The organism is Stenotrophomonas sp. GD03654, from assembly GCF_029845105.1.
In the GTDB taxonomy this organism is placed as follows: domain Bacteria; phylum Pseudomonadota; class Gammaproteobacteria; order Xanthomonadales; family Xanthomonadaceae; genus Stenotrophomonas; species Stenotrophomonas africana.
This window is the reverse complement of sequence record NZ_JAOCLC010000031.1, coordinates 1-22,114: the sequence shown is the minus strand read 5'-3', so window position 1 is coordinate 22,114 and position 22,114 is coordinate 1. Positions and strand designations below refer to the sequence as shown.

At 68.2% G+C, this 22,114-nt stretch carries 20 protein-coding genes; 14 read left to right on the top strand and 6 right to left on the bottom strand.

The window, feature by feature from the left end:
• Positions 1-41 precede the first annotated feature (41 nt).
• The 3 genes from ribA to N5J73_RS12760 all read left to right on the top strand — a co-directional run bounded on the left by ribA (position 42) and on the right by N5J73_RS12760 (position 3,289).
• On the top strand, positions 42-1,178 hold the full coding sequence (ribA, locus tag N5J73_RS12770; protein WP_049449058.1) for a GTP cyclohydrolase II RibA: 1,137 nt from the start codon (positions 42-44) through the stop codon (positions 1,176-1,178).
• A 75-nt stretch (positions 1,179-1,253) separates the two neighbouring features.
• On the top strand, positions 1,254-1,754 hold the full coding sequence (locus N5J73_RS12765) for a PH domain-containing protein (RefSeq protein WP_049449056.1): 501 nt from the start codon (positions 1,254-1,256) through the stop codon (positions 1,752-1,754).
• Complete coding sequence (locus N5J73_RS12760; protein ID WP_049449055.1) at positions 1,751-3,289, top strand: PH domain-containing protein; 1,539 nt, start codon at positions 1,751-1,753, stop codon at positions 3,287-3,289. Before N5J73_RS12765 ends, N5J73_RS12760 begins: the two co-directional genes overlap by 4 nt.
• Before the next feature lie 84 nt (positions 3,290-3,373).
• On the opposite strand, the gene N5J73_RS12755 is transcribed toward N5J73_RS12760, so the two are convergent.
• Positions 3,374-4,432: a CDP-glycerol glycerophosphotransferase family protein gene (locus N5J73_RS12755; RefSeq protein ID WP_049449114.1), complete on the bottom strand. Its 1,059-nt coding sequence runs from the start codon at positions 4,430-4,432 to the stop codon at positions 3,374-3,376.
• Between N5J73_RS12755 and N5J73_RS12750 the strand changes: the two genes are divergently transcribed.
• Together N5J73_RS12750 and N5J73_RS12745 are read left to right on the top strand one after the other, a co-directional pair.
• The gene (locus N5J73_RS12750) at positions 4,431-5,249 is read left to right on the top strand and encodes a glycosyltransferase family 2 protein (RefSeq protein ID WP_049449054.1); all 819 of its coding nucleotides are present in this window, start codon (positions 4,431-4,433) and stop codon (positions 5,247-5,249) included. The genes N5J73_RS12755 and N5J73_RS12750 overlap by 2 nt on opposite strands.
• Positions 5,250-5,292: 43 nt before the next feature.
• A complete protein-coding gene (locus N5J73_RS12745; RefSeq protein WP_049449053.1) occupies positions 5,293-6,414 on the top strand; it encodes a glycosyltransferase family 4 protein in 1,122 nt (373 codons plus the stop codon).
• Here the strand turns inward: N5J73_RS12745 and N5J73_RS12740 are convergent.
• From N5J73_RS12740 to def, 5 genes are all read right to left on the bottom strand, one after another.
• The gene (locus N5J73_RS12740; RefSeq protein WP_049449051.1) at positions 6,387-7,676 is read right to left on the bottom strand and encodes an O-antigen ligase family protein; all 1,290 of its coding nucleotides are present in this window, start codon (positions 7,674-7,676) and stop codon (positions 6,387-6,389) included. The genes N5J73_RS12745 and N5J73_RS12740 overlap by 28 nt on opposite strands.
• Positions 7,677-7,793: 117 nt before the next feature.
• Complete coding sequence (locus N5J73_RS12735; RefSeq protein ID WP_049449049.1) at positions 7,794-9,515, bottom strand: glycosyltransferase family 39 protein; 1,722 nt, start codon at positions 9,513-9,515, stop codon at positions 7,794-7,796.
• Between the two features lie 23 nt (positions 9,516-9,538).
• A complete protein-coding gene (gene rsmB / locus N5J73_RS12730) occupies positions 9,539-10,870 on the bottom strand; it encodes a 16S rRNA (cytosine(967)-C(5))-methyltransferase RsmB (RefSeq protein WP_049449047.1) in 1,332 nt (443 codons plus the stop codon).
• 3 nt (positions 10,871-10,873) lie between these two features.
• Positions 10,874-11,797, bottom strand: coding sequence for a methionyl-tRNA formyltransferase (fmt, locus tag N5J73_RS12725; RefSeq protein ID WP_049451463.1), 924 nt, complete (start codon positions 11,795-11,797; stop codon positions 10,874-10,876).
• Positions 11,798-11,917: 120 nt separating this feature from the next.
• Positions 11,918-12,430 (bottom strand): peptide deformylase, encoded by a 513-nt coding sequence (def, locus tag N5J73_RS12720; protein WP_049449044.1) that lies wholly within the window; start codon positions 12,428-12,430, stop codon positions 11,918-11,920.
• A gap of 126 nt (positions 12,431-12,556) precedes the next feature.
• Here def and N5J73_RS12715 point away from each other — a divergent pair, with 126 nt between their 5' ends.
• The 9 genes from N5J73_RS12715 to N5J73_RS12675 all read left to right on the top strand — a co-directional run.
• Positions 12,557-13,690 carry a LysM peptidoglycan-binding domain-containing protein gene (locus tag N5J73_RS12715; RefSeq protein ID WP_049449042.1) on the top strand — a complete coding sequence of 378 codons (1,134 nt, stop codon included), beginning with the start codon at positions 12,557-12,559 and terminating at the stop codon, positions 13,688-13,690.
• 131 nt (positions 13,691-13,821) lie between these two features.
• Complete coding sequence (dprA, locus tag N5J73_RS12710) at positions 13,822-14,949, top strand: DNA-processing protein DprA (RefSeq protein WP_049449040.1); 1,128 nt, start codon at positions 13,822-13,824, stop codon at positions 14,947-14,949.
• 43 nt (positions 14,950-14,992) lie between these two features.
• Positions 14,993-15,466: a DUF494 family protein gene (locus tag N5J73_RS12705; RefSeq protein WP_005411195.1), complete on the top strand. Its 474-nt coding sequence runs from the start codon at positions 14,993-14,995 to the stop codon at positions 15,464-15,466.
• Positions 15,467-15,505: 39 nt separating this feature from the next.
• Positions 15,506-16,258, top strand: coding sequence for a pilin (locus tag N5J73_RS12700; protein WP_049449038.1), 753 nt, complete (start codon positions 15,506-15,508; stop codon positions 16,256-16,258).
• 49 nt (positions 16,259-16,307) lie between these two features.
• Positions 16,308-17,240 (top strand): RDD family protein, encoded by a 933-nt coding sequence (locus N5J73_RS12695; RefSeq protein ID WP_049449036.1) that lies wholly within the window; start codon positions 16,308-16,310, stop codon positions 17,238-17,240.
• A 190-nt stretch (positions 17,241-17,430) separates the two neighbouring features.
• Positions 17,431-19,923 (top strand): DNA topoisomerase I, encoded by a 2,493-nt coding sequence (locus tag N5J73_RS12690; RefSeq protein WP_049449034.1) that lies wholly within the window; start codon positions 17,431-17,433, stop codon positions 19,921-19,923.
• 98 nt (positions 19,924-20,021) lie between these two features.
• The gene (locus N5J73_RS12685) at positions 20,022-20,612 is read left to right on the top strand and encodes a Sua5/YciO/YrdC/YwlC family protein (protein WP_080354943.1); all 591 of its coding nucleotides are present in this window, start codon (positions 20,022-20,024) and stop codon (positions 20,610-20,612) included.
• A gap of 43 nt (positions 20,613-20,655) precedes the next feature.
• Positions 20,656-21,333 carry a DUF4124 domain-containing protein gene (locus N5J73_RS12680; protein ID WP_049449029.1) on the top strand — a complete coding sequence of 226 codons (678 nt, stop codon included), beginning with the start codon at positions 20,656-20,658 and terminating at the stop codon, positions 21,331-21,333.
• Positions 21,334-21,368: 35 nt separating this feature from the next.
• Positions 21,369-22,114 (top strand): hypothetical protein (locus N5J73_RS12675; protein ID WP_049449026.1); only part of this gene is annotated, 746 nt, incomplete at its 3' end.

Sequence of the window (22,114 nt, the reverse complement as noted above, 5' to 3'; positions counted from 1 at the left end):
AGCACGTTGAATACGACGCCGGCGCCCCCATAGAGACTGCGATGTCCGCCTCCCCCGGTCCTGCCATGCCTGCTGCTTCTTCCCTGTTCGGCGATCCGGCCGCGATCCGCTGCGAACGCGCGGTTGCCGAACTGCGCGCCGGTCGCCCGGTCCTGCTCCACGATGGCCAGGGCCAGCGCCTGGCGGTAATCGCGCTGGACAGCGCCACCGCCAGCAGCTTCGCCGCCTTCGCCAGCGCCGCGTGCGAACGCCACTACCTGTTCCTGACCGCCACCCGCGCCCGGGTACTCGGCGTGGAGGCACCTGAGGGCGCGCGCCTGCCGCTGGCCGGCGTTGCCTTCGATGCCCTGCCCTCGCTGGGCTACCTGCGCGAACCCGGCCCGATGCCGGACGGCTGGAGCGCCGGTGACGCCTTCGATGCCGGCGCCGTGGAACTGGCCCGCCTCGGCCTGTTGCTGCCGGCCATGGTGGCGGTGCGCCTGGACGCCGATGACCGCACCTTCGACGGTGCTGCCGAAGTGGCCCTGTGCGACCTCGCCGAAGGCGCGGCCCATGCGGCCCACGATTACGAACTGGTGGCACGTTCGCCGGTACCGCTGCGCGATGTCGGCATGACCACCTTCGCGGTGTTCCGCGGTGGCGTGGCCCAGCGCGACCAGGTGGCGATCATCGTCGGTGAGCCGGACCTGTCGGCCGTGGTGCCGGTGCGCGTGCACTCCTCGTGCCTGACCGGTGACCTGTTCGGCTCGCTCAAGTGCGACTGCGGCGACCAGCTGCGGCGTGGCCTGCGCAAGCTGAAGGAGCTGGGTGGCGGCGTGCTGCTGTACCTGGACCAGGAAGGCCGCGGCACCGGCATTGCCGCAAAGATGCGCGCCTATGGCTACCAGCATGACGGCCTGGACACCATCGACGCCGACGCACAGCTGGGCTTCGGCGCCGACGAGCGCCGCTACGGCAGCGCGGTGGCGATGCTGCATGGCCTGGGCATTTCGCGCGTGGCCCTGCTCAGCAACAACCCGACCAAGGCACAGCGGCTGCGCAACGCCGGCATCGAAGTGCTGGACTGCATTCCGGTCACCGGCGAGATCACCGCCGAGAACGAACACTACCTGCGCACCAAGGCTGATCGCGCAGGCCACATGCTGGATGTGGACGCGCTGATCCAGGCTGCCCAGTAGCGCAGCCGACCTGCTACCGTCTGCGCGGTGCGGTCACGGCCGCCATCGCCTGCCCTGCCGCCTGACGGAGCCCGCGTGACCGACGTTTCCCTGACCTCCCCGCCCACCGATGCCTGGCAGCCGCTGCCGCAACGCGCCGCCCGTCTCGCTGCACTGGAAGGCGCTTTCGGTGGTCTGTTCGTGCCGGGGCTGCCACTGGCCGCGGCCGCATGGTTCTTCGATCTGCCCGGCGGCCTGTGGACTGCCGCCCTTGGGCTGCTGATCGGCATCGTTTTCGGTGCGTGGCTGGGCCGCCGGCGCCTGACCCGCACCCGCTGGCGGCTGGACGCACAGGGCCTGGGCCTGCGCCGCGACCTGATGTGGCAACTGGAAACGCGCATTCCGATTTCGCGAGTGCAGCACCTGGACCTGCGCCGGGGGCCGCTGGAGCGCCGCGCTGGCCTGGCCACACTGATCGTGCACACCGCCGGTACCCGCATGAGCGCGGTGACCGTGAGTGGCCTGGACGAGGCAGATGCCGAGCGCCTGCGCGACACCCTGTCTCATCAGCTCGATCAGGACGCCGACGCCCTGTGAGCCTGCCGCCGCCCCTGCCCGCATCGCTGCCCGCCGGTGGCGAGGATCACCGCCTGCACCCCTGGTCATGGCTGTTCGTGCTGCTGATGCAGCTGCGCCACTACTTCCTGCCACTGGTTGCGCTGCTGGTGTTCGGCCAGCGCGGCGACCGCGACCCGATGTGGGCGCAGCTGATCCCGCTGTCGGCGATCGCAGCACTGGTGCTGGTATCGGTGCTGCAGTACCTCAGCTACCGCTACCGCATCGGCAGCGATGCGATCACCGTGCGCAGTGGCCTGCTGGCACGCAACCGCCGCGAGATCCCGTTCGCCCGCATCCACAACGTGGAAGTACGGCAGAACCCGCTGCACCGCCTGTTCGGCGTCGCCGAGCTGCGCCTGGAATCGGCCGGCGGCGTGCGTCCGGAAGCCGAGATGCGCGTGCTGAAGCTGGACCAGGCGCTGGCGCTGGAGCGGCTGGTGCGCCAGCGCGGGCAGGCGCCACAGGCCGCCGACGCCGTTGATGCGCCGCCCATTGCCAACGCCGACCGCGAACACGTGCTGCTGCGCCTGTCCGGTTGGGATGTGGTGCGCATGGGCCTGCTCTCCAACCGCGGTTGGGCGCTGGCGGTGGCCGCATTCGGCGTGCTGTTCCAGACCGTGCCACGGCCGGTGATGGACGATGCCATCGAGCGTGGTGGCCGCGAGGCCTTCGGCTACGCCAGCCATCTGCACCCCGGCATGGCCGGCGCCTTCCTGCTGCTGGCTGCCGCACTGCTGCTGGGCTGGCTGGCACTACGCATACTGTCGGTGGTGCTGACCCTGCTGCGCTACCACGGCTTCACCCTCAGCGAGCAGGATCGTCGCCTGACCGTGTCGGCCGGTCTGCTCAGCCGCACCCGCAGCAGCGTGGCGCGCCGCCGCATCCAGGCCTGGACGTTGCGCGAAGGTACTTTGCAGCGCTGGTTCGGGCTGCGCCAGCTCCGCATCGACAGTGCCGCTGGCGGGCCCTCGCGCGATGAGGACCGTGCCCTGCGCGAACTGGCACCCCTGGCGTCAAGTACGCGTTGCGAGCAGCTGGTGCGGCACCTGCTGCCACAGTTGCAATGGCCACCGGCGCAGTGGCAGTCCATTCCGCAGCGCGGCTGGTGGCGGCTGTGCCTGGGCGCACTGGTGGTGGTACCGCTGTTGGCGGCAGCCGCGTACTGGCGCTGGGAAACGTGGGGGTTGGTGGTATTGGCCTGGTTGCCGGTAGCGTTGCTGGTCGCGCACCGGCAGATGGCACGCATGGGCTGGTACCTGGACGACCACTACGTGGCGGTGCGCGGCGGCTGGTGGAAGCGTTGGTGGCGCTGGGCCGAGCTGGACAAGGTGCAGGGCCTGCGCCTGCAGCGCTCACCGCTGGACAAGCTGCTCGGCACCAGCAGCCTGCAGCTGGATACCGCCGGCGCGCATGGCGATGTGGCACTGACCCTGCACCATCTGCCGCAGGCACAGGCCCAGCAGGTGATGGAGCAGCTGGCCGCAGCGCTGGCACGGCGCAAGCTGCGCTGGTAGCGCGGCCGATCATTGAACCGCCATCCACGCATGGCGTGGATCTACCGTAGAGCCGAGCATGGGCTCGGCTCTACAGGACCTACGTCACCGCTGCGACGGCCCCCAGTAGCCCAGGTCCTTGCGGATCTGCAGATCGCGCACCCAGCTGCCGAACGGCTTGCGCCGCAGCGCGCCCATTTCACCGGACAGGAAATCCTCGGTGGCCGTGATCACGCGCTCGCTGGAACGGCCATCGCGATACGGATGGATGGCATCGGCATAGCGCACGATCTCCGCCTGCAGCGCGGCGTCCGGATGCAACGCGCGCTGCAGCATCGCCGGCAGCTGCGCCGGGTCGTCGAAGTCGATCATGTGCGCCTTCGGCACGCGGTTGCGAAAGGTCACCACCGGCTTGTGCTGGACGATGAACTCCGAGACGATCGATGAGGTATCCGAGACCAGCACGTCGGCGGCACGCTGCGCGGCCATGACCTGTTCCGGCTCGATGAAACGGGCATTGGCACCGGCCAGCGCGCGGTAGCGCTCGAACAGTTCGGGCGGGCACTTGGGGTGCAGGGTCAGCAGCCAGTAGTGGCCACCTGCGGCGATATCGGCGGCGATCTGCGCATGCAGGTGCGGAGCGGCGCTGAGCCGCTCGGTGAAGGTCGAGCCAAACAGGATCACCGGACGCCCACCTGCCGCCGCTCGCAGCGCGGCGCTCTCGCCACCATCGTCGCGGAACAGCGGGTCCAGCTTCGGCCAGCCGGTCTCGGCCACCGCGAAATGGCCCTGCAGGGCAGCGATCTCGCGGAATGGTGCGGTCGTGGCCGGCCCCTGCGTGCAGTACAGGTCGAACATGCCACGCACCCGGAAGTGGCCGCGCGCACTGTCCCGCTTCTCCACATTGAAGCCATGGAACAGCTGCACCTTGGCCCCGGACAGGAAGGTCGGCACCCAGTTGGCGGCGCTGAACACGGCCCGCGGGCGCATCGCCAGGGCCTGCTTCAGGCCGACGTTGGGCACCCCCGGCAGGCTGCTGCCGGCCGCGCCATCCTCGAACCAGGCAGCGACGTCCTGCCCGGAGGCGTGCAAGGCCTGCGCCAACGGGGCGAGAATAGGCAGCGCATAGCGCTCCGTCGCAAACAACAGGTACCCGGCCATCATGTCCTCCACGACCGCTCCCATCGAACGGCCTCGCATCTCGGCGTGCATTATCGCGTTCAACGAGGCTGGGCGCATCGGCGACTGCCTGGCCTCGCTGGCCTTCTGCGATGAGATCGTGGTGGTGGACTCGTATTCCACCGATGCCACGGTGGCCATCGCCGAGGCCGCCGGCGCCCGGGTGCTCCAGCGCGCGTTCGAGGGTTTCCGCAGCCAGAAGGCATTCTGCGTCGAGCAGGCCAGCCACGATTGGGTGCTGTGCCTGGATGCCGACGAGCGCATCAGCCCGGAGCTGCGCACGGCCATCGAACAGGCCCGTGACGGCGGCTTCAGCGGCCACGCTGGCTTCCGCTTCGCCCGCCTGTCGGAGTATTTCGGCAAGTTCCTGCGCCACGGCAATGCCTACCCGGACCGGGTAATGCGCCTGTTCGACCGCCGCCAGGGCGGCTGGCGCGGCAAGCGCGAGATCCACGAGGCGGCCAGTGTCGACGGCAGTGTGGGCACCCTCCGCGGCGACCTGATCCATTACCCGTACCGGTCATTGCAGCAGCAGCTGGCCAAGACCGAGAAGTACGCGCGGATGATGGCCGAGCACGAGTTCGCGCGCGGCAAGCGGGCCACGCTGGGCAAGCTGGTGCTGGCCCCGGCCTGGCGGTTCTGGCGCGGCTTCCTGTTCCGCGGCGGCTTCCGCGATGGCTGGCACGGCCTGGTCTACGCCTATGTGCGCGCCAACTACGTGCGGCAGAAGACCATCATGCTGTGGATGCTGGGCAACGGCCAGGCAGTGGCCGACCCGGTCGCACCTGCGGAACGGTCCTGAGCCGGCTGTGTCACACTGACCACGCGTTGCCCGAAGATCCCCCATGAAAATCCTGTACACCAACTTCCACTACGGCGACGGTGGCGGCCACACCACGTACATCGTATCCCTGGCGCGGGCCCTGCATGGCCAGCACACGCTCCATGTCGCTGCCCCCGCCGACAGCCGCCTGCTGCGCACCGTTGCCGAAGAGGGCATCGCGACCGCCCTGCCGATGGCCTTCGGCAGTGGCCTGCCGACCTTGCCGCAGCAGCTGGCCGAACAGCGCGCGTTGCGCCGCCTGGTGCGGGACGAGGGCATCGACCTGGTCCACGTCAACGGCGCACGCGATCACCGCTTCGTGATGCAGAGCCTGCTCGGCATGCGCCGGCCGCCGATCATCCTCACCAAGCACAACAGCAAGCCGACCAACACCCTGGGCAATGCCTTCCGTGCGCGCTGGGCCACCGATCGCGTGATCGCGGTATCGGCCCATACCGGGCGGCTGCTGGAGCAGGGCCCATACCGCCGCTGTCCGATCGACGTGGTCCGCAACGGCGTCGACCTGGCCCGTTTTGCACCGATGGCCGCCGACGCGGGGCAGGCAATGCGGCAGCAATGGACCCAGGATCCGGATGACCTGGTGCTGGTCAGCAATGCCGGCACTGACGACTACAAGGGCTGGATCGACCTGGCGCAGGCCATCGCCCTGCTGCCCGATGCCATCCGCCCACACGTGCACATGGCGGTGGCCGGCCACCTGCCCAACGCACAGCAGCGCGGACAGGTGCAGGCGCTCGGCGAGGTCGCAGCGCAGGTGCACTTCACCGGCCTGCTGGCCGATACGCGCCCGCTGATCGCCGCCGGCGACGTCGGCTTCGTGCTGTCCAACGACATCGAAACGATCTCCTTCGCCTGCCGCGAAATGATGGCCAGCGCCAGGCCGATGCTGGTCAGCGACTATGCCGGTCTTCCGGAGAACATCCAGCAGGGCGTCGACGGCTGGGTCGTACCCACCCGTGACGTGGCCGCCATCGCGGCGCAGTTGCAGGCGATGTACGAACAGCGCCAGGCCCTGGCGGCAATGGGCATGGCCGCCCGTCGCCATGCAGAAGCCGCGTTCGGCCTGCAGACCTTCGCCGATGCGACCCTGGCCAGCTACGAAGCGGCGCTAGGCTCGCGCTGATCGGGGCGGCGAGGCTCGGACAGCGCCAGCAGCAGCGCGACCCAGGCGGCATAGAACGACGCGGTGCGCATGTCACGCAGCATCATTTCGGTAACGCCGAAGACGGCGAAGGCCACGCAGATGCTCAACCCTGCAGCGGCATGCAACCGCGATCGCTCGTCGCCACGCCACAGGCGTGGCAGGAACACCAGCGCGGGCGCCAGGTACACCAGCACCAGCCCCAGCCCGCCCAGCACACCGTAGGTGGCCAGGAAGTACAGCAGGTCGTTGTGGGTCTCGCCGAAATCACGCGCGACCATCGTCGAGACCTTGCCCTGTTCGGCAAGCCGTTCCAGTTCCTGACGGAAGCGGTTGCCGCCGCCGACACCGAACACTGGTTGCTCACGGATCATGTGGCCCGCCGCGCTCCACAACTGCAGGCGGATGCAGACCGACGTATCGGCCAGGTGGTCCGCACTGCAATCACCATACTCGTTCACGCCGGCATCGATGCGGTCGCGCAGCGCGCCATCATGGGTGGCGACAATGCCTACGCCCGCTGCAAGTACCAGGCCCAGCAGGATCTTCATGCGGCCAAGCCGACGCCCCATCACCAGCAGGCCGATCAGCAGGAAACAGGGAATCGCCAGCAGGCCACCGCGGGTCTGCGTCCACAGGAAGGCAACCAGGCCCAGGATGCCGGTCAGCAGCTTCAGCGTCGCCTCGATGCGGGTAAAGCGGGTCACCGGCAGACCCAGTGACACCAGGCTCAACACACCAAACAACAGGGTCAGGTCACCGTAGGTCACCGCGTTGAACTGCTGGGTGGCAGGCCGCGCGCCGGTTTCCAGCGCCAGCCAGCCAATGATCACCGCTGCCGACCACACTGCGGGCAGGGTTCCCAACAGGGCGCGCCCAAGGATCCTGCGTGGCACCCGCAGCGCCGCGAACAGGATCAACAGCATCGACAGCAGGCGCGCCGCTTTTTCGACCTCCGACCCTTTCCAGATGCCATGCACACCCAGGCTGACCAGAACACCCACCAGCATCACGCCCATGCCGATGCCCATCCACGCATAGCGACGAACGGCGCCCGGCAGCAGGGCCGGCGATGCCGAGGGCATCAGCAGCAGGATCAGCGACAACAGGATCACCAGATAGAAGCCTGCGCTGCCGCCTTCCATGGTGAGCATCAACAGCGTCGGCAATGCCCCCAGCGCCACCGTATAGGCGCCGGCCAGGAAGCCCGACGTGCGGGAAGTAGACGGAGAAAGCGGGATCACGTGGTGCGGTCGGCGGGTCGGTGGCGGGAGACCGGCACGGTGCCGGGAGCGGCGCTCATTCTAGGGCAGAGCGAGCCTTCGATTGTCGCAGCGCCGTCATGTTCGTCGCTCATTCGTTCAGTCCTCATCCGGTGGCCCCTGCAGCAGGTACTCACGTTCCAGTTCCGCCACCGTGGGCGCGCAGGTGCCCCTTACGACCGCCGCAGGAACCAGCCACCAGCGCCGCCGGTTGGAAATGCCTGCCATCTCCGCCCGTGAACGATCAATGCAGCCCTGCATGGCATCGTCGTTCACCAGCAGCCAACGTCGTCCGGGGTCCAGCCGCTGCCAGCGCACGGCCGCCTGCAGCTGCTCATGCCAGCGGTTCTCGAATCCAAACGTGGCCGCCGGCCTGTCGGCCATCAGCAGGTTCTGCTCCTTCCAGGCCACCAGCCCCAGCTCCGCATCCGACGCGAGGCGTGCGCCGACGTCGCGCATCAATCCACGCGCGGAGCTTGAATCATTCAGCAGCGGGTAGCCGACCAGGCCGTACAACACCCAGGCTGCGGTCAGGGTCGAGACCAACGCCAGGTGGCTGCGACAGCGTCCTGCCACCATCAGGCCCAGCCCACCCCAGAGTCCCATCGCCAGGATCGCCCAGGCCAGCGCGTCGGTCGCGCCAGGTGGCAACCCACGACCACGGGTGAGATTCACTTCGAAGTGCGGATCACCCAGCAGCGCAAGCGCCCCGACCAGGGTCAGGGCCGACGCCAGCACCGCGGTGAAACCCCACAGCAGGCCCTGCACGTCGCGCCGCTTCATCAATCCAGGCAACAGGGGCGCAAGTGCCAGGCAGAACATCGGCAACGCTGGCAGGATGTAGACGTCGCGCTTGCCATCGGGAATGGAGAAGAACAGCACGAGCAGCACACACCAGGCCAGCGGCAGCAGGTAGCGTGGGTCACGTCGGCGCAGGCGCCTGCGCCAAGCTGGAATAGCCCACGGCAAGGCCAGGAACGCCGGGATCCACATCGACGGCATTACGCCGAAGAAGTACCACCACGGCTGGTGATGATCCCAGGAATGCGTATAGCGGCGCGCCGTCTGCCGGAACAGGATGTCGCTGATGTAGGCACGGTACTCGTCCGAGCCGGTGCCCAGTCCGGCCAGCAGCATCGGTACCAGCCACAACGATACCGCCAGCAGGAACGCCAGTGGCGCCAGCCAGAAACGCCCATCGCGCGCATGCAGGGACACACGCGGCCAGTGCAGGGCCGAGGCGATGGCCGCCGGCACGATCATCAGCAGGGCGAGCATGCCCACACCCTTGGTGATCACCCCGATTCCGGCGAAGAACCAACCCAGCCACCACCAGCGCCAGGCTGGCCCAAGCAGCAGGTGGCGCAGCAGGCCATAGTTGGCCAGGGTGATGAACAACACCAGCAGCGGGTCGATCTGCGCCTTCTTCGCCTGGAAAGTGAACTGCAACGCGAACAGCAGCGCCCATCCCGCGTACAGCCCTACCTGCCGCGTCCACAACCGGCGGCCGAGATCGACCACGCACCACAGCGTACCCAGCGCCGCCAGCAGCGACGGCAGCAGGAAGGCCACCCGCCAGTGGCCGATCACGCCGTACAGCGTGGCCTGCCACCACATCAGCATCGGCGGCTTGTCCGAATACAGCTCGGTGCCGCGATGCGGGAACAACCAGTAACCGCTGTCGACCATCTGCTTGGCCACCAGCGCGAAACGCGGCTCGTCCGAAGGCCATGGATCACGGAGGCCCAGACCGGCCCCCAGCACCAGCAGGGCCATCACCACGAACAACCACGTCTGGCGCGACGCGTGGGTTTTCAGCATGGGACTCGAAACGGCAGCAGAGGTCAGGCTGCTTTTATCAGACGCGCATAGAAGAAACCGTCAGCATCGTTGTCGCCCGGCAGTCGCTGGCGTGCCACACCTTCGCAATCCACGCCGAATGCGTCGCCCAACGGCTGCGCCACGGCGTCCGGATGCCACTTCAGGAACGCGCGCACCTGATCGATGTTCTCGGCACGCAGGATCGAGCAGGTCGCATACAGCAGCACGCCGCCTGGGCGCAGCATCGACCAGCAGGCTTCCAGCAGGCGCGCCTGCACACCGACCAGCGCATCGATGTCTTCGGCACGGCGGTGGAACATCACATCCGGCTGACGACGGATCACACCGGTGGCTGAACAAGGTGCATCCAGCAGGATCGCGTCGAACGGCACGCCATCCCACCATGACCCGGGGTCACTGGCATCAGCAACCAGCGTCTGTGCATGCTCCCCCACCCCGGTACGCGTGTAGGTGTCGCGTGCACGGGCCAGCCGTCGCGCGTCGATATCCAGCGCCAGCAAGCGCAGGCTGGGGTCACGCTCAAGCAGGTGCGCCGACTTGCCGCCAGGCGCCGCACAGGCATCCAGCACGCGTGCACCGGCCGCCGGTGCCAGCGCATCGGCCGCGCATTGCGCCGAGAGGTCCTGCACCGACAGCGCACCGTCGGCAAAGCCGGGCAGCTGGTTCACGGCAACGGGAGCCGCCAGGCGCAACGCATCGGCGCAGAGCGCACTGGCTTCGGCGGCAATACCCGCCTCGGCCAGCGCGGCCAGTGCCTTGTCGCGGCCACCGTGCTGGCGGTTCGCACGCAGCCACAACGGTGCCGGCTGAAGGCTGGCATTGAAGATCGCCTCGGCCTGCGCCGGCCAATCGCGCTCAATCGCATCGGCCAGCCATTCCGGGAAGGCGTCGCGTGCGGGCTGCTCGGGGAAACCTTCGCGCTGCGCACGGCGCAGGATCGCGTTGACCAGGCCTGCCTGGCGCTCACGACCCAGCGCGCGCGCCGCATCGACCGTGGCCGACAACGCCGCATGCGCCGGCAGCTCCAGCACGTCCAGCTGCGCGAAGCCGACCATCAGCAGCGTGCGCAGGTCGGCGTCACGCGCCGACAACGGCTTCTGCATCCACGACTGCAACGCGGCGTCGTAGGTGCTGCGACGGCGCAGGACGGCAAAACACAGGGCTTCCAGCAGCGCGCGGTCGCGGCTGTCGGCCAGCTTCGGCAGCGCCCAGGCCAGTTCAGCCTTCAACGAACGGCCACGGGTGAACACCTGTGCCAGTACACGTGCGGCCAGCATGCGTGTGGCCGCGCCCGGTGCCGCCTTGGCGACGGAGAAATCGTTCTGCTTCGACACCGCTTACGCTCCCACGCGCAGGTCGCGGCGAGCGTTGAGGTAATCGGCGGCGGTGATCGCCTTGCCGCCTTCACGCTGCAGCACGCGCAGGCGCAATGCGCCTTGGCCACAGGCGATGTCGATGCCATCACGGCTGGCGGCCAGCACCGTACCCGGTGCCTGGCCGTGGTCCGCCTCCAGCGCCACCGCGCCATGGATGCGCACGCGTTCGCCGGCCAGCGTCGCCTCGGCGATCGGCCACGGATTGAACGCGCGCACGGTGCGCGCCAGCGCGCCCGCGTCCTGCGCCCAGTCCAGCTTCGCTTCGGCCTTGTCCAGCTTGTGCGCGTAGGTCACGCCCTGTTCCGGCTGCGGCCGCGCGATCGGCTTGATGCCGGCCCGCAGCAGGCCCAGACCATCGGACAGCACCTGCGCGCCCAGTTCCGCCAGCTTGTCGTGCAGCTGGCCACCGGTATCGGTGGCGGCGATCGGCAGCTCCTGGTGCAGCAGCACCGGGCCGGTATCCAGGCCGGCCTCCATCTGCATCAGGCACACACCGGTCTTTGCGTCACCGGCCTGGATCGCACGCTGGATCGGCGCGGCACCGCGCCAGCGCGGCAGCAGCGAGGCGTGCACGTTCCAGCAGCCGTGGGTCGGAATGGCCAGCACCGCCTTGGGCAGGATCAGGCCGTAGGCCACCACCACCATCAGGTCCGGCTGCAGGTCGCGAAGCTGCTGCTGGGCCGCCTCGTCCTTCAGCGACTCGGGCTGGTAGACCGGAATGCCACGGGCCACGGCTTCGAGCTTGACCGGCGACGGCGCCAGGCCACGGCCACGCCCGGCCGGACGATCAGGCTGGGTGTAGACGGCCACGACCTCATGATGGCGCGCAGCCGCGCGCAGCGATGACACCGCGAATTCCGGCGTACCGGCAAAGACAATCCTCATGGCTACCCCACTTGCAGGATGGATTCGTGCAGGAAAGAAAACGGCGCCGTCGGCCGGCGCCGTACAGCCCGCGCGTGCCGCGCAGGCGCGGGCCACCCGAAGGGCGGCCCGGATTGGCGATCACGCCACGTGCTTGCGCTGCTTGGCCAGCTTCTTGCGCACCATCTCGCGCTTGAGCGGCGACAGATAGTCGATGAACAGCTTGCCGTCCAGGTGATCCATCTCGTGCTGGATGCAGGTGGCCAGCACTTCGCCGGCTTCCAGCTGCTGTTCCTGGCCATTGCGGTCCAGGTACTTCACGGTGATGGTATCGGCACGGGTCACGTCGGCGAAGATGCCCGGAACCGACAGGCAGCCTTCCTGGTACACCCGGCCCCCGTCCCTGGCGACGATTTCCGGGTTGATGAACACATGCGGTTCATTCTTTTCTTCGCTGACGTCGATGACCATGAAGCGCTTGTGCACATCCACCTGGGTGGCGGCCAGGCCGATGCCCGGGGCGTCGTACATGGTCAGGAACATGTTGTCGATCAGTTCCTGGAAGGCCGGCGTGGTGACTTCGGCAGCTTCGATCAACGCAGCCTTGGTACGCAGGCGCGGATCGGGGAACTCGAGAATGGGGAGAAGGGCCATGGCTGTTTCCGGATAGGGGGCCGGCACGCCGGCATACGTCGCAGATTCTAGCTCCAACGCTTGCCTTGCGCCCCGGTTTCTGGACTATAGTGCGCGGACCTGTTGGGGAATCAGGGCTTCACACCTATGTTGCTTCGTTTTCGTACGGTCGTCGCCGCGGCGATGCTGACCGTGGCTGCCTATGCTACCGCCGTGGAAGTGAATGGCGGGCACCCGGACACCTATGTGGTCCGAAAAGGGGATACCTTGTGGGATATCGCCGCACGTTTCCTGCAGAAGCCGTGGCTGTGGCCGGAGATCTGGCAGGCCAATCCGCAGATCGCCAATCCGCACCTGATCTATCCCGGTGACGTGCTCAGCCTGGCTTATCTGGACCGGGTCACCGTGGCGGCCCAGCCCGGCCCGCGCCAGGAGGCCCCGATCGACGCCATTCCGCTGGCCCAGGTCGAGCCGTTCCTGAAGCAGCTGAGCGTGGTCGACAGCATCGAGCAGCTGCCCGCCGTTGTCGGCCTGGAAGAGGAACGCCTGCGCGTTACCGGCGGCAACACCGCCTATGTGCGCCTGGCCGATGCCCAGCTGGGCCAGCGCTGGGCCGTGGTGCGCCCGACCGTGCGCTATGCCCAGCCCAAGCCAACCGAAGACCTGACCGCCAACGGCGATGTCACGCCGGGCAGTGGCAACCTCTGGAAAGCCTACAACGCGCCCAACGCGCGCCGCGGCGTGCTCGGCTACGAGCTGGCCCAGGTCGCAACAGGCACCATCACCCGGGTCGCTGGCGGCAAGGTCGAGGCCTCCACGCTGGCGCTGGACAAGGACCTGGGCGGCCGTGAAGTGCGTGCCGGCGACCGCCTGGTGCCGGTCGAGGCCCGTCCGTACGACCTGCAGTTCGTGCCGCATGTACCGGCGGCCAGCGTCGAGGGCGTCGACGTGCGCGTGCTGGCGGTGACCGACATGTTCACTGCCGGTGGCCCGCGCGACGTGATCGCGATCTCGGCAGGGCGCACCCAGGGCGTGGACAACGGCACCGTGTTCTCGCTGTGGCGGCCGGGCCGTCATGTGACGGACCGCATGAAGTACCCGACCTCGTCGCGCATGGACGATGCCCTCAGCGGCAACGTGGGCCGGGTTGCGCTGCCGGATGAGTACGCCGCGCACGCGATGGTGTTCCGTACCTTCGACAACGTCAGCTACGCACTGGTGATGCAGGGCGTGAAGCCGGTGCGCGTGGGTTACAACGCACTGCATCCGGACGCGAAGTAACGGTTGCCGGGCTGCCCCGACCACCGCAGGTCGTGCCGGCCGCTGGCCGGCAGGCATCTCCGGCAAAGTCTGACAGCCGCATGCGAAGGCGCCCTAGGGCGCCTTTGTTGTATGCGCCCGATAGTGGGGGGATGACCAACCAAGCTGACGAGGCGCTGCTGCGCCTGTTGATGGCAGGCGGCGCGCTGGCGCCCCGGCGGGCCCTGCTGCAGGCCGCAGGGAGCGCGGAGATTGCCATCGCGCAGGGCGCCGCGAACTGGCGCGCGCACGGCTGTACGCCAGAGCAGTGCGCCGCACTGGAACGCCCGGATGCCCGGGCCTGGGCGGTGGCACGGCGCTGGCTGGAAGACGACAACCATCACCTGCTGGCCTTTACCGATCCGGCATTCCCTCCGCCCCTGCAGGATGTCCCCAACCCACCCCTGGCGCTGTTCATCGCCGGCGACCCCAGTCTGGCCTGGCGCCCGTCGGTGGCGCTGGTCGGCAGCCGCTCGCCGACACCGGGCGGACGCGCGTTGGCAGCCCGGTTTGCCGGCTGCTTCGTCGAAGCCGGGCTGGCGGTGACCAGCGGCCTGGCGGCGGGCATCGACGCGGCCGCGCATCAGGCCACGCTGGACGCCGGTGGCTGCACCGTGGCGGTCATCGGCACCGGCCCGGACCGTGCCTACCCGGACGGCCACGCACGGCTGCAAGCCCGGATCGCCACCGATGGCGCGGTGCTCAGCGAGTACCTGCCCGGAACGCCGGCACGCCCCGGCCACTTCCCCGCCCGCAACCGGCTGGTGGCCGGGTTGGCGCTGGCGACGGTGGTGGTCGAGGCCGCCCAGCGCTCGGGTGCCCTGATCACCGCACGCCTGGCTGCCGAGGCCGGCCGCGAGGTCTGCGCCCTGCCCGGCTCGGTACTCAATCCACGCGCGGCGGGCTGCCATCGGCTGATCCGTGAGGGTGCCGCACTGGTCGAGCGCCCGGAGGAGGTCCTTGAACTGCTGGCCCCCGCCCTTCGCCAGCAGCTGCCGGGCTTGCAATCACGGTTGGCCACCCCCACTGAACAGGCACCGCCGGTACTCCTGCCGGCGCGCTGGGCCGACGACCCTGACTACCAGTGCTTGTGGCGGGCCCTGGACCACAACCCAAGCGGTATGGATTCACTGATCACACGCTGTGGATTGACGGCGCCCCAGGTGTCCTCCATGCTGCTGGCCATGGAACTGGCGGGAATCGTGGTGTGCGTACACGGCCGCTACTGTCGAACTCCCTAGTTTCTTCACCTCCACAGCGTCGCGCGACGCAGGCCGAGGGGCAATGAAAGAGAGCATCCTGGATGTACTGCTGTACCTGTTTGAACACTATTTCAGCGAAGATGCGGACCTGATCCGTGACCGCGATTCGCTCCAGAACGGCCTGATCCAGGCCGGTTTCAGCCCAACCGAGATCAACAAGGCATTCGACTGGCTCGATGCCCTGGCCGCGCAGCGGCCGAGCGTGGCCCAGGCGCGGGTCGATGGCCCCGTGCGCGTCTACCACGGCCCCGAGCTGGACAAGCTGGACGTGGAATGCCGCGGTTTCCTGCTGTACCTGGAACAGCACGGCATCCTCGACGCCGACCAGCGTGAACTGGTGCTGGACCGGGCGATGGCCCTGGACCAGGACGAACTGGACCTGGACGATCTGAAGTGGGTCGTCCTGATGGTGCTGTTCAACCAGCCCGGCTCCGAGGCGGCGTATGCCTGGATGGAGACGCAGATGTTCATGGACGAGCCAGAACCCCTGCACTGACCGTACACTTGGGGGCATAGCGCATTCAGGAGCGTCCCCGTGAGCGAGTGGTTCCATGCAGAAGGCAACCGGCAGCAGGGTCCGCTGCCGGCGGAACAGTTGGTCGAATTGTTCCGCAACAACCAGATCTCCCTGGACACCCTGGTCTGGCGCGACGGACTGCCGCAATGGCAGCCGTTGCGCACCGTGGTCGACGAACTCGGCCTGATCGTGCCGGCGCTGGACGCTTCCGCGCCCCCCGTGGAGCCCGAACCGGAACCGGTGGCACCGCCTCCGCCGCAGCCACCGGTGCTGCCGCCATCCACGCCCTACACCACCAGTGCATCGGCCACCGCCCTGCCGCCCCCGAAGAAGAAGCTGTCCGGCTGTGCCCTGACCGCCATCATCGGCGGCGGCCTGCTGTTGGTGCTGGTACCGATCGTGGCCATCCTGGCCGCCATCGCGCTGCCTGCCTACAACGACTACACCGTGCGCGCCAAGGTCGCCGGCGCCGTGACCGCGCTGCAGCCGTTGAAGGACCAGGTGCAGCACTTCGCCGATGACGAAGGCCGGTGCCCCGGTGCCAACGACGCCGGCTTCCCGGCCCCGGGCGACTTCACCCAGGCCGGCCTGTCGGCGGTGAACATCGGCCGCTTCAACAACGGCCACTGCGGCATCGAGGCCACCCTGGCCGTACCCGGCAAGAAACCCGATGGCGACCTGCTGTGGCTGGAATACGATCGCGACAGCGGCCGCTGGGAATGCAGCGGCGAAAGCGACGACAAGTACCTGCCGCCGTCGTGCCGCGGCTGAACCGCGCGCGCACCGGCACCTCCAAGGACGACCCAACAGGGAACATGCAATGACTGAGTGGTACTACGCCGAAGGACAGCAACGCCAGGGCCCGCTACCGGTCCAGGAGATCCGCCAGCGCTTCCAGCGCGGCCAACTGAACCTGGACACCCTGGTCTGGCGCGAAGGCATGGCGCAGTGGGCTGCGCTGCGCCAGGTGGTCGACGAACTCGGACTGCAGACGCTGGCCGACGCCAGCACGGCCACCAGCAGCGGCGGCTTCGACCTGCGTGGCGACTATGCTGCCATCGACAACGGCAGCGCCCCCCTGCCGGGCACCGGCGCGCTCAGCAGCTCGCCCTACAGCGCCCCGGCAGCGGCCGGTGCCGCTGGCCATGCCCAGCCGGTGATGGGTGGCGAAGTGGTCTACGCGGGCTTCTGGAAGCGCGTGGCCGCCTACATGATCGACTACTTCGTGCTGGTCATCCCCGGCAGCATCATCGGCGCCATCCTCGGCGTGGTGCTCGGCGCCAGCATGGGCGCGATAGGCAGCGGCGAATCGGCCATCGAAGTGGTCGCCCAGCTGTCCAGCGCGCTGATCAACTTCGCCATCGGCATGGCGTACTACACCTGGTTCCATGCCTCGAAGGGCGGTGCCACGCTGGGCAAGATGGCGGTCGGCATCAAGGTCGTGCGCAGCAATGGCGAACGCCTGACCAAGGCGCGCGCATTTGGTCGCTACTGGGCCATGCTGCTGAGCAGTTTCACCCTCGGCATCGGCTTCCTGATGGCGGCGTTCACCGAGCGCAAGCAGGGCCTGCACGACATGATCTGCGACACCCTGGTGGTCGACCGCTGGGCCTACACCGACCAGCCGCAGCTGCAGCGCCGGGAGCTGGGGACTGTCACCGTGCTGGTGCTGGTGCTGACCGGCCTGCTGTCGCTTGTGGGCCTGGCCCTGCTGGTATTCGCAGTCGGCTTCATCGCCAAGATGGCCTCCTGAACGGCCATCCTCACGCCTCGCTGCTTGACACGGGCTGTCCGGGCGTGATTCCTCTAATAAGGTGAAACTGAACGCCCGGCACATTACCGGGCGTTCAGTTTATGGATTTGCCCGTGGCCGCTTCACTAATGCGGCCGTTTGCTCCACCCTAGCGGCCCCTTCCTCCGGTTCGCCCACAGACCTTCCCGACATGCCCAAGCACCTGCTCATCGTCGAATCGCCGGCCAAGGCCAAGACGATCAACAAATACCTCGGCAAGGACTACACGGTCCTGGCCTCGTATGGGCATGTGCGTGACCTGATTCCGAAGGAAGGCGCGGTCGACCCGGACAACGGGTTCGCCATGCACTACGACGTGATCGACAAGAACGAGAAACACGTCGATGCGATCGCCAAGGCCGCCAAGGGCGCCGACGACATCCTGCTGGCGACCGACCCGGATCGCGAGGGTGAAGCGATCAGCTGGCATATCGCCGAGATCCTGAAGGAACGCGGGCTGGTCAAGGACAAGCCGATGCAGCGCGTGGTGTTCACCGAGATCACCCCGCGCGCCATCAAGGAAGCGATCAGCCAGCCGCGCGCGATCGCCACTGACCTGGTCGATGCCCAGCAGGCGCGCCGCGCGCTGGACTACCTGGTCGGCTTCAACCTGTCGCCGGTGTTGTGGCGCAAGGTCCAGCGCGGCCTGTCCGCCGGCCGCGTGCAGAGCCCGGCGCTGCGCATGATCGTCGAGCGCGAGGAAGAGATCGAAGCCTTCATCGCCCGCGAGTACTGGTCGATCGCCGCCGAGTGCGCGCACCCGTCGCAACACTTCAATGCCAAGCTGATCAAGCTGGACGGGCAGAAGTTCGAGCAGTTCACCATCACCGATGGCGACACCGCTGAAGCGGCGCGCATGCGCATCCAGCAAGCCGCGCAGGGTTCGCTGCACGTCACCGACGTGGCCAGCAAGGAGCGCAAGCGCCGCCCGGCGCCGCCGTTCACCACTTCCACCCTGCAGCAGGAAGCCTCGCGCAAGCTCGGCTTCACCACCCGCAAGACCATGCAGGTGGCGCAGAAGCTGTATGAAGGCGTGGCCATCGGCGACGAAGGCACCGTCGGCCTGATCTCGTACATGCGTACCGATTCTGTGAACCTGTCGCAGGACGCGCTGGCCGAGATCCGCGATGTGATCGCCCGCGACTACGGCATCGCCTCGCTGCCGGACCAGCCGAACACCTACCAGACCAAGTCGAAGAACGCCCAGGAAGCGCACGAAGCGGTGCGGCCGACCTCGGCGCTGCGCACACCTGCGCAGGTCGCGCGCTACCTGACCGATGACGAGCGCAAGCTGTACGAGCTGATCTGGAAGCGCGCGGTGGCCTGCCAGATGATTCCGGCCACGCTCAACACCGTCAGCGTCGACCTGTCCGCCGGCAGCGAACACGTGTTCCGTGCCAGCGGCACTACCGTGGTGGTGCCCGGCTTCCTGGCCGTGTACGAAGAAGGCAAGGACAACAAGAGCGCCGAGGACGAGGACGAAGGCCGCAAGCTGCCGGCGATGAAGCCCGGCGACCGCGTGCCGCTGGAACGCATCCAGGCCGAACAGCATTTCACCCAGCCGCCGCCGCGCTACACCGAAGCGGCGCTGGTGAAGGCGCTGGAAGAGTACGGCATCGGCCGTCCCTCGACCTACGCCTCGATCATCCAGACCCTGCTGTTCCGCAAGTACGTGGAAATGGAAGGCCGCAGCTTCCGCCCGTCCGACGTCGGCCGTGCGGTGTCCAAGTTCCTGTCCAGCCACTTCACCCGGTACGTGGACTACGACTTCACCGCCAAGCTCGAAGACGAGCTCGATGCCGTCTCGCGTGGCGAAGAAGAGTGGATCCCGCTGATGGCCCGCTTCTGGGAGCCGTTCAAGGAGCTGGTGGAAGACAAGAAGGAATCGGTCGACCGTGCCGAGGCCAGTGGCGCGCGTGAGCTCGGCACCGACCCGAAGACCGGCAAGCCGGTCAGCGTGCGGCTGGGCCGCTTCGGGCCCTACGCGGCCATCGGCAGCACCGCCGAGGACGCCGAGGAGAAGCCCAAGTTCGCTTCGCTGCGCCCTGGGCAGTCGATGCACACCATCTCGCTGGAAGACGCGCTGGAACTGTTCCTGATGCCGCGCGCGCTGGGCGAGGACAACGGCGAGCCGGTCAGCGTCGGCATTGGTCGCTTCGGCCCGTTCGCCAAGCGTGGCAGCACCTATGCCTCGCTGAAGAAGGAAGACGACCCGTACACCATCGACCTGGCCCGCGCCGTGTTCCTGATCGAAGAGAAGGAAGAGATCGCGCGCAACCGGATCATCAAGGAGTTCGAGGGCAGCGACATCCAGGTGCTGAACGGCCGCTTCGGCCCGTACATCAGCGATGGCAAGATGAACGGCAAGATCCCCAAGGATCGCGAACCGGCATCGCTGACCCTGGCCGAAGTGCAGCAGCTGATGGAAGAAACCGGCAAGCCTGTGCGCAAGGGCTTCGGCGCCAAGAAGGCCGCTGCGAAGAAGGCACCGGCCAAGAAGGCGGCGGTGAAGAAGGAAGCCGCGCCGAAGAAGGCCGCTGCAAAGAAAGCGCCTGCCAAGAAGGCCCCGGCCAAGAAAGCGGTGAAGAAGGCGGCCGCGAAGAAGGCACCGGCCAAGAAGGCCGTCAAGAAGGCCGCGAAGTAGCTCCACGCCATGCGTGGGTGAGGTTGCAAGGTGTGCGGACCAACGGTCCGCACCTACCATCCGCACCCACCACCCCTTCTGCACGCAGCAGGGAGATAATGGAGGCCCACGCCGGGCCGGTCGCCGCCATGAAAGAACTCACCTTGGACTCTGCTGTCGCCACGCTCCGCGCGGGCGGCGTGATCGCCTACCCCACCGAAGCGGTCTGGGGCCTGGGCTGTGATCCCTCGCACGAAGCGGCAGTGCACATGGTGCTGCGGCTGAAGCAGCGCCCGATCGAGAAAGGCATGATCCTGGTCGCGGCCGAACTGGCGCAGCTGGAAGGCTGGGTGCGCCTGCAGGCGCTGCCCGACGCCCGCCAACGCGCCGTGCTGGCCAGCTGGCCCGGCGCCAACACCTGGATCCTTCCCGCCGGCCCGCGCGCGCAGCCCTGGGTCACCGGTGAACACAGTGGTATCGCGGTGCGCATCAGCGCGCACCCGCTGGTGGCCGAACTCTGCCGCGCCTGGGGCGGCCCGCTGGTCTCCACCAGCGCCAACCTGGCCGGAGAACCACCGGCACGCAGTCGCGAAGAGCTGGACCCGCGCCTGCTGCGCCTGCTCGATGGCATCCTCGATGGGCAGACCGGTGGCCTGGCCCAACCCACCCCGATCCGCGACGCGCTCAGCGGCAACGTGCTGCGTTCCTGAGCCGGCGATTGCGCTGCTGCGGACAATCACGCACCCTGCCGCCATGACCCTGCTGCGCGCCACCCTCAGCCTGTGCCTGCTGCTGCCGTGGACGGCGCCCGCCGCCGACGACGTGCGGGTGTACCGCTGCGTTGCCAGCAACGGGGCCGTTGCCCTGCAGGACACGCCCTGCAACAGCGGCCGCCAGCAGGTGCGCGACCTGCAGCGCCCGCGCGATCCCGCTCCACGGGTGGTGCGCAGTGATGCCACGCCCCCGCCGCCCAGCGAAACCCCGGTCATCCGCGAGCGCGAAGTCCGCCACGTCTACATCCAGCCGCCGCAGCCGATGTACGAGTGCGTGAGCGAAGACGGCCAGCGCTATACCAGCGACAACAACGAAGGCAATCCGCGTTGGGTACCGTTGTGGACCAGCGTCTGGCTGCCACACGGTCATCGTGGCCCGGCCTACCCTGGACCACGCCCGGCCATCGGCACGCCGATCGGCGAAGGCGCAGGTTATCGCCCCCCTTCGATCAGCATGGGCGTGCAGGTTCCGGCCGGCAGCGTGCTGGTCCGCGACAGCTGCCATGCGTTGCCGCCGCAGGAAGTCTGCGCGCGCCTGCGCGACCGTCGCTGGGAACTTGACCGGCGCTACAACAGCGCACTGCAGAGCGAACGCACCGCCATCAGCAACGAACAGCGCGGCATCGATGCGCGTCTGTCGCGCGATTGCGAACGCTGAGCGCAGCACGCCGTCGCAGCCTGTACGCTGTGCGCATGAACCGAGTGATCTGGCTGCTCCTGGTGCTGTTGCCCGCAAGCACGTTGGCCGAAGAGGGCGTGATCTACCGCTGTACCTCCAGCAGCAGTGACGTCCCTACCCTGCAGCGCACGCCGTGCCCCACCGGCAGCAAGCAGCAGGTGCTGCGCATACCCGACCCGGCCAACACGCAGCCGGCGGCCGCTGCACCGGTGACCGCCGACCCTGCACCCGCCCCCGTCGAAACACCCGCGCCGGTGCCGGCCGGACCGGCCGTTACCCCGAGTGCCCCAGCGAAACCACGACGCGCGGACGAAGGACGCACGATCATGGAGGCAGGCATGGTCGAACACGAAGGCGACGACCAGATCCTCGACAGCGCGACGCTGCGCCGCGATGCCGAGGCCCGCGCCGCCGCAGGCGACGGTCCGCCGAAGCCGCCGCTTCCTCCGATCTTCCAGTGCACCGACAGCCAGGGCGGCGGCTACCTCTACGAGTACGAGGCCGCGCCCGGCCGCTGCGAGCTGATGACGGTACAGGGCCTGGGTGGAGTGACGCCGGTGAATGCTGCCAGCTGTGAAGTGGTGCGCGACCACTGCGAAGCGCTTCCCGAAGCGCAGCGTTGCGGTGGTTGGCAGCAGCGCTTCCGCGATGCCCGCGGCCGTGAGCGCTTTGCCGCGCCGGAGAACCGCGGTACCGCGCGTGGTGAACGCGAGCGGCTGCAGGGCGTGCTGGAAGCGAGCAACTGCCCGGTGCCGGGGTG